This is a genomic window from Ruegeria sp. BG8, assembly GCF_056538325.1.
Genome location: NZ_JBQFSZ010000016.1, coordinates 1 through 15,207, shown reverse-complemented (window position 1 = coordinate 15,207; position 15,207 = coordinate 1). Strand labels below are relative to the sequence as shown.

General features: G+C 57.0%; 8 protein-coding genes and 4 pseudogenes. 8 read left to right on the top strand and 4 right to left on the bottom strand.

Going from position 1 to position 15,207, the window contains the following annotated elements; all coding sequences use genetic code 11:
• The first annotated feature begins 15 nt into the window (after window positions 1-15).
• From ACR0DG_RS20730 to ACR0DG_RS20715, 4 genes are read left to right on the top strand one after another with little or no spacing between them, the layout of a single operon-like run.
• Window positions 16-1,323, top strand: coding sequence for an ABC transporter substrate-binding protein (locus ACR0DG_RS20730; protein ID WP_480700338.1), 1,308 nt, complete (start codon window positions 16-18; stop codon window positions 1,321-1,323).
• Between the two features lie 50 nt (window positions 1,324-1,373).
• Complete coding sequence (locus ACR0DG_RS20725; RefSeq protein WP_480700339.1) at window positions 1,374-2,258, top strand: carbohydrate ABC transporter permease; 885 nt, start codon at window positions 1,374-1,376, stop codon at window positions 2,256-2,258.
• 3 nt (window positions 2,259-2,261) lie between these two features.
• Window positions 2,262-3,092 (top strand): carbohydrate ABC transporter permease, encoded by an 831-nt coding sequence (locus tag ACR0DG_RS20720; protein WP_480700340.1) that lies wholly within the window; start codon window positions 2,262-2,264, stop codon window positions 3,090-3,092.
• 13 nt (window positions 3,093-3,105) lie between these two features.
• Window positions 3,106-4,614, top strand: coding sequence for a sulfatase (locus tag ACR0DG_RS20715; protein WP_480700341.1), 1,509 nt, complete (start codon window positions 3,106-3,108; stop codon window positions 4,612-4,614).
• A gap of 61 nt (window positions 4,615-4,675) precedes the next feature.
• Here the strand turns inward: ACR0DG_RS20715 and ACR0DG_RS20710 are convergent.
• A pseudogene (locus ACR0DG_RS20710) lies at window positions 4,676-5,335 on the bottom strand (IS6 family transposase); the annotation flags it as partial.
• Between the two features lie 284 nt (window positions 5,336-5,619).
• On the opposite strand from ACR0DG_RS20710, the pseudogene ACR0DG_RS20705 reads away from it, so the two are divergent.
• The 3 genes and pseudogenes from ACR0DG_RS20705 to ACR0DG_RS20695 form a co-directional block, all read left to right on the top strand.
• A pseudogene (locus tag ACR0DG_RS20705) lies at window positions 5,620-5,751 on the top strand (hypothetical protein); the annotation flags it as partial.
• A 180-nt stretch (window positions 5,752-5,931) separates the two neighbouring features.
• The gene (locus tag ACR0DG_RS20700) at window positions 5,932-7,023 is read left to right on the top strand and encodes an enolase C-terminal domain-like protein (protein WP_480700342.1); all 1,092 of its coding nucleotides are present in this window, start codon (window positions 5,932-5,934) and stop codon (window positions 7,021-7,023) included.
• Between the two features lie 242 nt (window positions 7,024-7,265).
• Window positions 7,266-7,652 carry a VOC family protein gene (locus tag ACR0DG_RS20695; RefSeq protein WP_480700343.1) on the top strand — a complete coding sequence of 129 codons (387 nt, stop codon included), beginning with the start codon at window positions 7,266-7,268 and terminating at the stop codon, window positions 7,650-7,652.
• A 231-nt stretch (window positions 7,653-7,883) separates the two neighbouring features.
• Here ACR0DG_RS20695 and ACR0DG_RS20690 read toward each other — a convergent pair whose 3' ends face one another.
• Complete coding sequence (locus ACR0DG_RS20690) at window positions 7,884-8,501, bottom strand: recombinase family protein (protein WP_480700538.1); 618 nt, start codon at window positions 8,499-8,501, stop codon at window positions 7,884-7,886.
• An 82-nt stretch (window positions 8,502-8,583) separates the two neighbouring features.
• On the opposite strand from ACR0DG_RS20690, the pseudogene ACR0DG_RS20685 reads away from it, so the two are divergent.
• Window positions 8,584-11,184: pseudogene (locus ACR0DG_RS20685) on the top strand (Tn3 family transposase); the annotation flags it as partial.
• Between the two features lie 89 nt (window positions 11,185-11,273).
• Here ACR0DG_RS20685 and ACR0DG_RS20680 read toward each other — a convergent pair.
• Together ACR0DG_RS20680 and ACR0DG_RS20675 are read right to left on the bottom strand one after the other, a co-directional pair.
• Window positions 11,274-14,708 carry an AAA family ATPase gene (locus ACR0DG_RS20680; protein WP_480700326.1) on the bottom strand — a complete coding sequence of 1,145 codons (3,435 nt, stop codon included), beginning with the start codon at window positions 14,706-14,708 and terminating at the stop codon, window positions 11,274-11,276.
• Window positions 14,708-15,207: pseudogene (locus ACR0DG_RS20675) on the bottom strand (metallophosphoesterase family protein); the annotation flags it as partial. The pseudogene ACR0DG_RS20675 and the gene ACR0DG_RS20680, both read right to left, overlap by 1 nt.

The following is a 15,207-nucleotide window of genomic DNA, read 5'->3' as shown; positions in this document are numbered from 1 at the left end:
GCGGAGGAGACGACAATGCTGAAGACGCTGAGAAACACGGCGGCAGCGGCCATACTGACAGGGGCACCCATGGGGGCCTGGGCCGAGGCCGACATTCAAATGATCATCAACCAGTCCCCCTGGTATCCGGGCTTTGAAGCCACGGTCGAAGCTTATGAGGCCGCAACCGGCAACACCGTCAATATCGAGGCGGTGCCATTCCCGGTTCTGCTTGAAAAATCCCGCAACTCGGTGCGCGCGGATGAGGGGATTTACGATCTGCTCACCATCAACGCGCTTGGCATCATCGAGATGTATGAGGGCGGCTTTCTTGAGGCTGTCTCCGATATCGATCCCGATTACAAACTGCGCGACGACATCTCGGATTTCGGCGGCTCGGTCTATTGGGATGAGGCCAGCAAATCCATCGGCAGCGGCAAGCTGATGGCCTTGCCGATGGCGGGGGTGATCCAGTTGCTGTACTACCGCGCCGATCTGTATGAAGAAGCCGGGTTGCAGGTTCCGACCACCTGGGAAGAACTGATGGCCAACGCCAAGGCCCTGCACAACCCGCCGGAACGCGTGGGCTTTACCGTGCGCGGGTCACGCCAGAATGTGGGCTGGAACGCGATGCCCTATATCTACAGCCATGGCGGCACGATCTTTGCGGATGAGGCAGGCGGCGACTACTCGGTAACCTTCAACAGCCCCGAGGCACTGGCCGCGCTGGAAACCTTTCTGAGCTTTGCCAATGATGTCGGCCCCGACGATCCGGGTGCAACCGGTCAGGCCGAGATGATCCAGTTCATGGCCACCGGTCGCTCGGCCCATACGATCATGGTCAACGCGGCCTGGGCAGGGTTGGAGGACCCGGCCAAATCCATCGTTGCGGGCAAGGTCGGTGTGGCCGAAATCCCCTCGGTGGATGGCGGGCAGAACTACAGCTCGACCGGGCATTTCATCGGTGGCATTCCCAAGAATATTCCCGATGACAAGAAGCAGGCGGCGCTTGCGTTCATGAAATGGCTTAACACGCCGGATGGTCAGCGGGCGATGATCGAGAATGGCTCGGTCCCCGTGTCGATCGGTCTTGGCGCGTCGGATTTTGACGATCCCGAGAAGTATCGTTTTCTGGATGCCACAGCGCAGAATGCCAAAAACGCGCTGTTCTATGCTGCGGTGCCTGAGCGGAACGAGATCAACTCGATCATCGATCTGCATCTGAACCTTGCCGTGATCGGCGACATGACGGCAGCCGAGGCGCTGAACAAGGCAGCGGCCGAGATACATGCGGTGATGGAACGTGAAGGCTACAGCACCGGCAAACTGCCAGACCTGCAATAACCAAGCGGCCCCGGCGCAATCCGGGGTCAAATCCCTGAAGGACGGACCGAATGATCGGCGACAGAACATGGCGATTGCTGTCTCTTGGCCCATTGGCGACGTTGCTGGTGCTGTTCACGATGCTGCCGATCCTGCAGATCGTCTGGATGGTGTTCCATCAGCTGGAATGGGTTGATGGTCAGGCCGTGACGCACTTTGTCGGGCTGGACAATATCCGAAAATTTCAGGCCGATCTGTTCTATTGGCCGGGCCTGTGGAATACGATCTATTTCGCGTTCTTCGCGGTTCTGATCCAGTTCATCATCGGGTTCACTCTGGCGCTGGCCGTGGCCGGGATGAGAGGCTGGGTGCGCGTCGCCGCCATTTTTGTGATGCTGTTGCCGGTGGTCACGCCCCCTATCGTCATCGGGGCGGTCTGGAACCTGCTCTACAACGCAGATTTTGGCGCGATCAACCTGCTGCTCGGCACGCTGGGGCTGCCGAAGCAGAACTGGCTGGCCAGCCAATCGGCTGCGCTGTGGGCTGTTATCATCGTCGACATCTGGCACTGGACCCCGTTTGTGTTCCTGCTGATGCTGACGGGCCGCGAGGGGCTGCCGGAAGAGGTCTATGAGGCCGCCGAGCTGGACGCCCAAAGCCGCTGGCAAATCCTGCGCTATATCACCCTGCCCTTGATGATGCCGGTCATCATCTCGACCCTGATCCTGCGCATGATTCTGTCCTTCAAGGTCTTTGACGAGATTTACCTGCTGACCTCGGGCGGGCCGGGCACCTCGACCGAGGTGGTCAGCCTGTCGATCCAGCGCGCCTATTTCACGCAGGACGATATCGGGCTGGGGTCGGTGATGTCGCTGTTCACGCTGGTCGTTGTTGCAACGCTGGCGCTGGTGACGTTGTGGCTGCAACGCCGTTTCGTGCAACGGACCGAGGGGTAAGCCATGTCACATCCCAACCGTTCCTCTGGCCTGCCCGCGCTCGCCCTGGTCGTGATCTACGGCATTCTGGTGCTGGTGCCCTTTGTCTGGATCGTCACGATCGCGTTCAAAACCCAGATCTCGATCCTGTTGGGGCAGGTTCTGTTCACCCCGGTCTGGACCAATTTCGAAGAGCTGCTGTTTGGCAAATCCTCGCAATACCTGTCCAGCCTCAAGAACTCGATCATTGTATCGGTCATATCGACCGCGCTGGTTTTGGCGATCTCGACCATGGCCGTGTTCACGCTGTTCCGGCTGCAGGTCGGGCGCTGGGTGCGGTTTGCCTTGTTCACATGGGCGATGATTTTCCACATCCTGCCGCCGATCACCTTTATCGGCATCTGGTTCGTGCAACTTCTGTCGGTCGGGCTGTTGGATACGCTGACCGGGCTGATCCTTGCGGAAACCGTGCTGCACCTGCCGCTGGCCTTGTGGCTGATGTTCAGCTTCATCCACGAAGTCCCCGAAGAGTTGCTGGAATCCGGCCGTCTGGACGGGTGCCGCGATTCGGACCTGTTCCGGCAGATCGTCCTGCCGCTGCTGCGGCCTGCGATGATTGCGGCGGGGGTGCTGGTGTTCATCTTCATCTGGAACGATTTCATCGTGGCGGTGAACCTGACCTCCAGCGCGACCCAGACGATCCCGGTCACGATCTCAAGCTATGCGCAGGAATACGACATCCGCTTTGGCGAGATGGCGGCGGGATCCGTCCTGTCGGTGATCCCGGCGCTGATCTTTGTTCTGATCGGTCAGAAATACATCATCCGCGGCCTGCTGTCCGGCAGCCTCAAGTAACCCGGAGGTCCTTATGAAAGTTCTATTCGTCCTGTTCGACAGTCTGAACCGCAATGCCTTGGGCGCTTATGGCGGCACCCGCATGGCGACCCCCAATTTCGACCGGTTCGCGGCCCGGTCCGTCCGGTTCGACAATCACTATGTCGGTTCGATGCCCTGCATGCCCGCCCGCCGTGACCTGCATACGGGGCGGCTGAACTTCATGCATCGCAGCTGGGGGCCGCTTGAACCTTTCGACAATTCAATGATCCGCGAGCTGAAATCTTCGGGCATCTGGACCCACATGATCACCGATCACGCACATTACTGGATGGAGGGGGGGGCGACCTATCACACCCAGTATTCCAGTTTCGATTTCATCCGGGGTCAGGAAAAAGACCGCTGGAAGGCGATGGTGCAGCCGCCCTTGGACCGCTGGCGCGAGATGTATCACCCGCAACAGATGCACGGGATGGACGAAAAGCACGTCCCCTACATGATCAGCCGCGACCACCAGCCGACCGAGGCGGATATGCCGCTGGCCAAATGCATGGACTCGGCGTTCGAGTTTCTGGACACAAACGGGGACAAGGACGGCTGGTTCTGTCATCTGGAATGTTTCGACCCGCACGAACCCTTCTGGTCGCCCGAGCGGTTCCAGGGTCGGCGTGACAGCGGCTATGAGGGTCCGATCCTCGACTGGCCGCGCTATGACAAGGTCAGCGAAAGCGCGGAAGAGATCGAAGAACTACGCAACAACTACGCCGGCCTGGTCGAGATGTGTGACGAGTATTTTGGCCGGCTGCTGGATCACATGGACAAGCATGGCATGTGGAAGGACACGGTCGTGATCCTGACCACCGATCACGGTTTTCTGCTGGGGGAACATGAATGGTGGGCCAAGAACATCACGCCCTATTACAACGAAATCGCCCATATCCCGCTGATGATCTATCACCCCGATCACGCCGATCAGGGCGGCACGTCTCGTCAAGCCCTGACGCAGACCATGGATCTGATGCCAACGATCCTGTCGATGTTTGACTGCCCCATCCCGGAAAATGTCGAAGGGCAGGATCTGATGCCGCTCTTGGAGCGGGATGGACAGGGGCACGAGGCCGTGGCCTATGGCATCTTTGGCGGCTCGGTGAACATCACCGACGGGCGCTATACCTATTTCCGTTACCCCGAGGATATCGCAGATCAGGAAATCTACGAGTACACGTTGATGCCAACCCATCTGGAAGAGGCATTCTCGGTCGAGAACCTGCGTCAGATGGATCTGTCGGACCCGATGGACTATGCGCAGGGTCTTCGCGTAATGAAAATTCCGGCCCGCAAGGATGAATACGGCGGTATCGACGTGCCGTGCATGGGTACACCGCGCGAAACAGAGACGGTGCTGTATGATTTGGAAACCGATCCGGGGCAGTACACACCCATCGATGCGCCCGAAGTTGTAGCGCGTTTTGAAGACCATCTGCGCAGGATCATGAGTGAGAACCGAGTGCCATCCGAGGCGTTCACACGGATTGGGTTGTGACGAGCGGTTGTGTCGCAAACTTTTGGAACGACCAAAGCCAGCGGTATGCTAGACGCAGTAATCCTCCGATCTCAGCAAACATCCGAAAGCGGTAAGTCGTATCACTGGAGAATTGCCGCTTTCGGATCATGTTGGCACCCTCGATGCCGTCCAAAGTGGTTGAAGCGGATTCGAACGACTTAAACCCACACATGTGCCGATGATCCTATTCCATCATGTTGTTCAAATATTTGGACCCGTTCGTCTGCACTTTGGCTCGGCAGCCGAACCGCTTCAGGATACTATTCACTTCTCGAATGCCGGCTGCATTTGGGCCACTCTTATATAAGGCGATCTTGTTTGGGATCCCGTTTGACGACATTGCTTTGGCAAAGAACCTGGCGGTTGCTGAACGATTTCGTCGCTCAGACGGCAAGAAATCAAGGGCGTTTGCAGCTTTGTCGACTGCTCGATAAACATACATCCACTTGCCGCGCACACGGAGATAGGTTTCGTCCATGCGCCAGGAAGTCAGCGTTGGCGGCTTCTTCGATTGCGCGCTCGCGGCGATCATCTACGAATACTTAGCAACTCACCTGTTGAGAGTGGCGTGCTCCACCTGCACGCCGCGTTCGGCCAAGACCTCTTAAAAATCCCGATACGACACTGTGTACCGCAAATAGAAATATACTGCGTAAAGAACTGCATCCTTGGGAAAGTGGCGGCCTTTCAGAGGGATCAAATTTGAAACCACTTCGAAATCTAATCGACGGGAACAGCCTGCGAAACCTGAGTGTTCGACAATCTCTGTTCAAAGTTTGCGAAACAACCGTTCCGGCTGATGAGGAGTTCAAGTTTGGGACCGGTATGGCTTTCTCTCACAACTCTTCGAAGCCAGCCTATGATCTCATTCAAGGGTTCACACTTTCTGAGGCGGGTGATCCGCTTCGCCGAGTTGTAATAAATTCGTCACGATATGCCTTACCTTGGGCACCGTTACACGCGTGACCGAAGCCGTGGGATCACCTTCGCGCTGCGAAAGACATATTGGACTTCACTGCCCGGTTGGCGGTTAAGAAAGAAGTGAATGACTTTTGCTACGGCCCCGTCTGGGGAGGGTTGTGTGTTCGCGGTGATGTGCTGGTCGGAAACGCGTGAATTGGAATCTTTGATGCTCACCAGGCTTCAGACTCAGATCGGTGATCCAATCTTCTAGGGCAGGATGGTGAGATAAGTGTTTACTTGTCAACGCACCGGCAGTTGACGAAGCCGCCGATCTTCACAGAATAACATTTTCACTGTCGCTGAAAAAACTCGATAAAGAAAGGCCCGCTTTCCGTGTCCGATGTCACCATCAAAAAACTGACTGCTCGCCCTGTTCTGGTCCCGTTGCGACGCCCGGTCGTTGTGATGACGGGGCAGGTCACGATGGCACCTCTGGTTCTTATCGACCTTGAACGCAGCGACGGCTCGCTCGGTCGCAGTTATTTGTTCACCTATTCGCCAATTGCGTTGAAAGCGACGACCGCACTGCTGCGCGATCTTGCCTCGGTCATCGAAGGCAGCAGCGCAGACCCGCGCGGTTTGCACTCACGTCTTTTGGGACAGTTCAAACTTTTGGGTGCAGAGGGGATCACCCTAATGGCTATCGCCGGGATCGATATGGCCGCATGGGATGGCGTGGCACAAGCGGCGGGCAAACCACTATGTGAAGTTCTGGGCGGTGTCGCCAAGGCCCTGCCTGCCTATAACTCGAATGGCATGGGGTTGATCGGCCCTGGCAAGGTCGCGGGAGAAGCCAAGGAATTGATCTCAGATGGCGGGTTTTCAGCGCTGAAAGTCAGATTGGGGTACCCCGATGTGGCGACGGATCTGGCGGTTTTAGATGAGGTGCGGGACGCCCTTGGTGAAACGACAACAATAGTGACGGACTATAATCAGGGTCTGTCTGTAGCCGAAGCAAAACAACGTATCGCTGCATTGGCCGCGCATGATCTGGGCTGGATCGAAGAGCCGGTTGCCTTTGATAACTACGTTGGTCTGGCGGAATTGCGCGAGATTTCCCCCATCCCGATCCAAGGGGGTGAGAACCATTGGGGGCCGGGTGATATGGCCCGGGCCACTCAAGCCCGCGCTCTCGATCTGGTCATGAACGATGTCATGAAGATCGGGGGGATTACAGGCTGGATCGAGGCATCCAGTATTGCACGCGCGGCAGGATGGCCGGTGTCATCGCATCTTTTCCCTGAGGCGAGTTCTCATCTGATGTGTGCGGACCCTGCCGCGCATTGGTTGGAATGGGTCGACTGGGCGAACCCGATCCTGAAGGATCCCTATGAAGTGACAAGGGGGGTGTTGACACCGCCTGATCGCGCGGGACTGGGATTGGAATGGAATGAAGCCAATGTGGCTCGATACGCTATCGAATGAAGTGTGTGATCAATTGGAAAGCGGCGATCAGTTCGAATGAGTGACGAACGCACCAAAATGCCTCCAGATCAGTTTTGTTAGGGTCCCAGTTTCATTTATTTATAGCGAGAAAGAGAATTTGCGACAAAACTTGAGTGTAGTATTGGTGAAAGAGCGTAACTCGTAGCGATATCCTATCATCCAAAGTCGGGCACAATTGTACTGGCTGACGACGACACACCGCAAACTTCTAGGAGCCTTTTATGACCCTATTGGCTTTTGACCACGTAAACGTTCGCACCACCAATCTACAAGAAATGGTCGACTGGTACTGTGAGGTTATAGGTTTGCGCCCAGGCAAGCGACCGGATTTCGGCTTCCCTGGTGTGTGGCTTTATTTGAACGACACTGCGGTGGTGCATTTGGTCGAAGTAGGCGAACAACCAGTTATTGGTGGAAACCCTTCGTTGGAACACTTTGCTTTTCAAGCTGTGGACTTTGGCGATTTTGTTAGAAAACTGGAAGAAATGAATGTTGCCCACACGATTGATCCCGTGCCGGGCATGCCTATTGTACAAGTCAACCTTCGAGACATTGACGGCAACCACATTCATATTGACTTCAAAACTGAGGGCGGTGTCGCATCCTGACGAAACGCAGCGAGGACAGCGCCCTTGAACAGTTTTCTCCGCTGTATCGTCGGCGAATGAACCGTGACCAACTTAGCCACAACTAAATCTCTGCTTCGCGGTTTCTGGGTGCAGCGCCTCATACGCCGCCGTGTGTTCGCTGGTGAACATGGGAACTGAGCTTTGGCCGAATGTCCAATCATCGGACTTTTGCTAAAGGGGGTCTGTTCCGGCTGGGGGCAGAATGACACCCTAAGAATTTTCGCGATGACGTTTCATAATATCGAGCACAGTGTTTTTGCTGATGCCGAGATCACGTGCGATCCATCGGTATGAGCGACCTTCTGCGACGGCTTGAACGACTTTCGGTGCAAGTTTGCCGGATTTTGGCCGCTGTCCGGGTTGGCGCCCAAGCTTCTTGCCGCGCGCCCGGGCTGCGGCAAGACCGGATTTGACGCGTTCGCTGAGCAGGTCGCGTTCGAACTGGGCAATTCCTGCCAGCATGGTCGCCATCATCCGGCCATGCGGCGTGTCCAGTTCGAAAGTCATACCACTCATGGCAACGACCGAAACCTTCCACCCAGCCAGCTTGTTCAGCGTGTCCAGTAGATCTTGAGTGGAGCGGCCCCATCGGGATAGCTCACTAACAAGGATGGCATCTATCTGCCGAGCCTGAGCCAGATCGAGAATTCGGTTCCGGGCAACACGATTGGCCGAAGCGCCAGAGGCTGTTTCTTTGAAGACACCGATCACCTCATAACCACCGCGTTCAGCGAAATCAGTCAGTTCCATCACCTGCCTGTCACACGACTGATCGGTGGTGGAAACTCTGGCATAGATGGCTGCACGCTGTCCCAGTTGAACCCCCATAGAATTTGGTCTTGCAAGCCGTTGATTTTGTTGGTGCGAGATGCCTCCCGAACAGACATCTGATTAACAAGGACAAACCAACATGCCAAGACGGTCCATTCTGACGGAGCGCCAGCGTTCGGCGCTTTTTGACCTGCCAACTGACGAGGCCTTGATGCTGCGGCATTACACACTGGCAGACGACGATATCGAACACATCAGCGAACGGCGGCGACCGGAGAACAAGATCGGCTTTGCCCTACAGCTCTGTGCCCTACGCTATCCTGGTCGGCTGTTGTCGTCTGGTGAGGTCATCCCGGAAAAGGTATTGCGCTTCATCGCGGCTCAGTTGGGCCTGACCGGCAACGATGTCTTACCTTATGCCGCACGTCGGCAAACCCGTCAGCAGCACCTGCACGCCCTGCGCCAGATGTACGGCTTCAAGATGTTCTCTGGCCAAGGCGCGCGCAGTCTGAAGGCCTGGCTTGAGAACGAGGCTGAAACTGCCCGATCCAACGAAGACCTGGCGCGCCGATTTGTCGAAGAGTGCCGCCGGTCGCAGGTGATCCTGCCCGGCATCTCTGTCATCGAGCGGCTGTGCGCAGATGCTCTGGTGTCGGCGGAGCGCCAGACCGAAAGCCGGATCACCAGCAGGATCGACGATGAAATGAAAGAACGCCTGGACGCGCTGTTGTCCGAGATCGTGGATGGCAATGTCACCCGGTTCATCTGGCTTCGCCGCTTCGAAGTGGGTAGCAACTCGGCAGGCGCATCGCGGCTATTGGACCGGTTAGAGTTTTTGCAGGAATTGGACCTCTCACCGGACATTTTGGCCGACGTACCGCCCCATCGGATCACCCGCCTGCGCCGCCAAGGCGAGCGCTACTTTGCCGATGGGTTGCGCGACATCACGAGTGACCGGCGCCTGGCGATCCTTGCTGTCTGTACGGTAGAGTGGAAGGCAGCCATTGCCGATGCCGTGATCGAAACCCACGACCGGATCGTTGGCAAGACCTGGCGGGATGCAAAGAGGCTGTCCGACGCGCGTATCGCGGATGCCAGATCATCGCTGCGTGAAACATTACGTTCCTTCAAGGATCTGGGTGCCGCTCTGCTGGAAGCCAGGGCGGATGGCGCCCCCCTTGAAGCGGCCATTGAACTTGCGTGTGGCTGGTCTCACCTCGAAAGCATGGTGACAACTGCGGCCGAGTTGACTGACACGATGGCGGCTGACGCCCTGTCGCATGTCGTTCATGGGTATCACCGGTTCCGGCGCTATGCCCCAAGAATGCTGCGGGCGCTCGATATCTGCGCCGCCCCGGTGGCGGCACCTTTGATGCAGGCAACAATAGTCATCGCCCAGGATCAAACCGATGCGTCCCGCCAGGTTGGCTTCTTACGCCGAACTTCGAAATGGAATCGACACCTCGATGCTCAGGACCCAGGTGACAATCGGCTCTGGGAGGTCGCCGTCTTGTTCCAGGTGCGCGAAGCTTTCCGATCCGGCGATATCTGGCTGCCCCATTCCCGGCGTTACGCTGATCTGAAACAGGCTTTGGTACCGATAGAAACAGCCAAGGCGTGCCCTCGCCTGACGATGCCGTTCGAACCGGAGATCTGGCTCGATGATCGCAAGGCAAGGCTGGCGGAAGGCATGAAGCGTTTGGCCAAGGCCGCACGATCCGGCGCGATCCCGGGCGGCTCAATCGAGAACGGCGTACTCAAGGTTGATCGTTTGACGGCGGCGATCCCGGCGGATGCTGATGGCATGGTGCTTGACCTTTATGGCCGCCTGCCTGCCGTTCGGATCACCGATCTGCTGCAGGAAGTTGATGACGATATCGGCTTCACCGAAGCCTTCACGCATCTGCGCACCGGCGTTCCCTGCAAGGATCGCATCGGGTTGCTGAACGTGCTGCTAGCCGAGGGATTGAACCTTGGCCTCAGCAAAATGGCCGAGGCGACCAGTTCGCATGACTACTTCCAACTCTCGCGCTTGTCCCGGTGGCATGTTGAAAGCGATGCCATCAACAGGGCGCTCGCCAAGGTGATCGAGGCGCAGACCAAATTGCCGATGGCGCAGTTCTGGGGCGGCGGTATGACCGCTTCAAGCGATGGTCAGTTCTTTCCAACAACGCGGCATGGTGAGGCGATGAACCTCATCAACGCGAAGTATGGACAGGAGCCCGGCTTGAAAGCCTACACCCATGTCTCCGACCAGTTCGGCCCGTTTGCCACACAGAATATCCCTGCGACCGTCAACGAGGCCCCATACATTCTGGACGGCCTGCTGATGAACGAGGTTGGGAAGAAGATCAAAGAGCAGTATGCCGACACCGGCGGCTTCACCGATCATGTCTTCGCGGCAACCGCGCTCCTGTCTTATCGCTTTGTGCCCCGTATCCGGGACCTACCGTCAAAGCGGCTCTATCTCTTCGACCCCTCTGCAGCGCCGAAGGAAATCCGCGGGCTGGTCGGTGGAAAGATCAGAGAAAAGCTGATCACCGAAAACTGGCCGGACATCTTGCGCGCCGTCGCCACCATGGCGGCAGGCGTCATGCCACCAAGTCAATTGTTGAGGAAGTTCGCATCATATCCCCGTCAGCACGAACTGGCTGTTGCCTTACGCGAGATCGGGCGGATCGAGCGCTCTCTGTTCATTATAGACTGGTTGTTGGACGCCGACATGCAGCGCCGCGCACAAAACCGGGCGATGGTGAAGATTTTTCGCTGATCGAAGATTGACAAATGCGCGGCTGAAATATCCGCGCAACGCCTCTCACCCTGCGCTGCTCAATCCATCAGATTGTGGATCACTGGTGGGTTTTCGCACACTTCTTTGGCGATCTCGACCACGTGGCGATGATGAGTCAGATAGATCGCTTGACCGTTTTGCCCTATCCTCTCCATCAAACGGCACGCAGCACGCGTTCGGTCTTCATCAAATGTTTCGAATATATCATCGCAGAAAAACGGCAACTGAACGCCCTGACTGACCATCTGCTCATATGCCGCCGCACGGAGCGCCAGATAGAGCTGAAACCGTGTTCCCTTCGACATATCCCCAACCTGTTTCGACGTGCCATTGCCATCAACCGCCAACAATATTTCCGACGCTCCTTCCGGCTGGGTCAACAGTTTTTGATAGGCCCCGTTCGTCAATTCAGCGAATGCGCGTTCAGTCGCGGCCATCATTTCACTTCGATGGCGGTCGCGGTATCGGCGGATAGCCTCTTCGGCGACGCGCAGACCAAGATCCCGCTCGACATAGTTCAAAATGGCGTCTTCGATCTGAAGGTGCAGTATCGCGCGACGCTCAACCAGTTCGGCAATTTCCGCGCTGCCGGAAATCGCCCCGAGGTCTTTTTCAGCATTCGCGCGTGCCACCGTCGTTTCTGACAGGGTGTCTTCCACCCGCTTGAGATCACCCTCCAAAGACTGCGCTCGGGCCTCAAGAACAGGTAGCGTGTGCTCCCCGGCTGCGATTCTTGCCTCATCCAGTGTCTCTTCTGAAAGATCGCTGAGGATTTGCTCCTCGATTTCAGCAACCTGCGCTCGGACCCTAATCACGTCTTTGGCCGTGCCTACAGCGTTCCGAAGAGCCTCAAGTGTGCTGACGTCAACCGTATCTGGAAATACGGCCCCAAGTGTCGTCACCGTTCGGTCAATGTCCGCCAATTTATTACGGCAGTTTTCTCTGAGTTCGGTTTGTTCGGCTTTTTTCCCGATCAGCTCAATGTATCGTCTCTGATCGTCTTGCGCTTTTTCAGCGATTTGCCTGAGCCGGGCAAACGCGTCCAAGGAAGTGCTTTCACCAATTGCAAATTGGGTACTCAGCTCGGCTACCGCCGCCTCGAACTGTCGCTGATCCTCCTGCATCGCAAACACTTGCCGCGCAGCGCTTTGACGTGTCGCATCCCACTCGCGCAGGTGGCCCAACACGCCCGGAGACGCCGCAAGCCTGTCAGGCGATACCCGTGTGCCGAACAAATCGCCAACCTTGGATCGCCAAATCTCCCCTGCCCGCTCCAAGGCACTGCCAAGATCGTCCTGGCCGCTCTGGCGGCGCTCAAGCTCGCCCTGCAGTTCTGTCAGTTTTTCCGAGGTCTCGCGCAGAACATCTTTGTACGCGCGCTCGGAATCCGCCATGTCCCGGGCCGAAGCCAGCGCAGCATCAAATGTCGGGTCTTCCAAAGGAAGAAGCGGCGCAAGTTGCTGACGTAGACGCTCGGCGCGCTCAATCGTATCCTTGTGTTGCTCGGCAACCTCATTTCGCCGCCTGTGTGCTGCCAGCGCCGCTACGTGCAAATCAACCCAATTCGCAATAGCACGTGGTGACAGTTCGGGTAACCCGATTTTATCGGCGTAATCGATTATTCGGTCCTCAAATTCCTTTGCCTGCGCTACCCATCCTTCGCGCGCCAACAGGACCCGTTCCTTGCGCGCCTCGGTTTCTGCCTGATCCTGAGTCATCTTCCGAAGCGCACCAAGTTCGGCGGCATGGACCAAACGGCTTGCGTTGATGTCATCCACCCGCGTCATCGCAGGCTCAAAAAGCGCCGCACTTTGTGCTGTCAAATCCGTGCAATGGGCCTGCCACAAGGCATCTCTTTGCGCCTGCGCCTCTTGCGCCTCAGCATCTCCAAAAACAGCGGAACCCTCAGCCAGAGCAGATATCTGGGCGGCTTTGATTGCGATAGATTCTTCGTAATCTTCCAGCCTCTCATCAAGGCGCGCTATCTTTTCCGTAAGCGATCCATGTTGATCGGCGAGGTCCTCTGCGGTTGATCGATCTACCGGGCAGGCAGGCAGCGCTGAAAACGTGCAATCGCCAACCGCAAGTGCGTTCAGGGCATCCCTGGCAGATGCTTCCGCGGACAACATGGCTTGAGAAGCCGTTGCAAATGCAGGGGCCAGCCTATCGGCATCAAAACGCACAAGCAGTTCATGCGCACCGCTTTGAAGTGGCGCGGCTTTTTGTACCTCGCGCAGAGTCTTTTCTGCCTGCGCAACGCGCAGCGCACACTCTTCCAACTCGCGCGCACTACTATTGCGGGTGGTTACTGCATCCCGCATGTTGCCCCGCAGTTCTTCAAGCGCCGTAATTTCGGCTGCGGACACAACAAAATCACCGACATCCGCATCCTCCGGCGCCCCAAGTTCTGCCACCACCCGTTTCATGTCCGCCTCGACCTCGTCCAGCCTGCGTTGGCGCCGGGGAATGTCCATCGCGGCTGTCAACGTACGGCTGCGCAGCTCGTCAAGGTCGTCCAGCTTTTGAGACAGGTTCAGACGGCTTTCGTCCGGAGGCAGATTCTCGAGTTCCTTTTCGGCTTCGTTCAGGTTGCCTGTCAGGCGCTCCAAATCCGTTTCTGCTTGGCCCCGATCGGCCAGCAGTTTGACCAGCATTTCAGGATCTATGTCGATCCTATCGGGATAATGCGCCTTATCCGCAATCTCGGCTACAAGCCTGTCCAGCTGTGCCAATCTGGGGATCACGCGACGCAAAGCATCGGTTTGGGATTGCTCGACGCGTAGGTCATCGCGCACCTGACGCGCATTTTCCTCGGCGGCCTGAGCAGCCGCGAGCCCATCTTTCAGCTTGCGCCAAGCGGCGGCGCTGACATCCAAGTCCCGAATGTCGCGGTCGATTTCGCTCAACTCTCGTTTCAGTTCGGCAACGCGCGTCGAACTGGATCGTTTTTTGTACAACGCATTTGCCTCAACCCGCGCCTGATCCAGAACCGTATTCAGATCCGCAACACCTGCCGCGGCCGAGAACAACAGCTTGCCGATATCACCACGGGCATTTGCAATCTCTTCACCACCCTTCTCGATTGTATCATCGTCCAGACACAACAGGCTGCGGTAGTCATCGGCCGACAGCCCACCCAAATGCGCGGCAATCGCGGTCTCAGGCAGTATCGCGTCCGCGTCACCCCGCAAGTTGCTATTGCGGGATGGCAACCGGGTGAACAGGCGGGCGTCTCCGTCGATTTCCAGCAACCCCGACACCTTCAGGTTCGCGCGCTGATGTTTGAACCCATAGGTGTCACGATTAGGGAAACCGTAAAGCAACCGCAGATAGGCTTCCATCGTCGTCGTTTTGCCCGCTTCGTTTGGCCCGTAGATCAAATGAAAATCCGATGTGCGGCCAGCGGCCCCGAAGTCCAGAACCTTGCCTGAAAAATGGCCAAAAACATCCAAAGCCAGTCGTTGGATACGCATCAGGAAGACGCCCCCTTCATCTTCGCGATCAGCCGCTGCGCACCGCGTTCGGCAAGATGCAGTACCAGACGGTTGGTTTCGGCTTCATCTGGCAACAGCTCTGTCCGGCGCTGCGGTGGGATTTCTTTCAGAACATCTTCCAGTTCAGTGCGATAGTTTTCCGCAAACCCAGCTTGGTCGCGGATGGTCTTCATGATTACGGCCAGTTCATCCGTCGCGCTGTTTGCCGCCTCGTCATTCGCAGACAAATCAAAGACGATCCTGTCCAGCCACAACACCCCGGTTTCGCGGGCATATTGCGCCACAGTATCCATCCAGACATCTTGATCGCGTAAAAGCTGCCAGCGCCGCGGCGTGCGCCCCGTGAGCTTCAGTCGGATGACCGCATCGTCTGAAGCCAAACCGTCGGCGGCGTCACGCAACTTGCGGCGCAGCAGATCACGCAAGGCATCATCCGTTTCGAGGTCCTTCACGTCGACGGGCATTTCCAGAAACTCAA

Excerpts from the sequence above, each read along its gene's own strand:
- ACR0DG_RS20730 (WP_480700338.1), top strand. The coding sequence starts at position 16 with ATGCTGAAGACGCTGAGAAACACGGCGGCAGCGGCCATACTGACAGGG.
- ACR0DG_RS20725 (WP_480700339.1), top strand. The coding sequence starts at position 1,374 with ATGATCGGCGACAGAACATGGCGATTGCTGTCTCTTGGCCCATTGGCG.
- ACR0DG_RS20720 (WP_480700340.1), top strand. The coding sequence starts at position 2,262 with ATGTCACATCCCAACCGTTCCTCTGGCCTGCCCGCGCTCGCCCTGGTC.
- ACR0DG_RS20715 (WP_480700341.1), top strand. The coding sequence starts at position 3,106 with ATGAAAGTTCTATTCGTCCTGTTCGACAGTCTGAACCGCAATGCCTTG.
- ACR0DG_RS20695 (WP_480700343.1), top strand. The coding sequence starts at position 7,266 with ATGACCCTATTGGCTTTTGACCACGTAAACGTTCGCACCACCAATCTA.
- ACR0DG_RS20690 (WP_480700538.1), bottom strand. The coding sequence starts at position 8,501 with ATGGGGGTTCAACTGGGACAGCGTGCAGCCATCTATGCCAGAGTTTCC.
- ACR0DG_RS20680 (WP_480700326.1), bottom strand. The coding sequence starts at position 14,708 with ATGCGTATCCAACGACTGGCTTTGGATGTTTTTGGCCATTTTTCAGGC.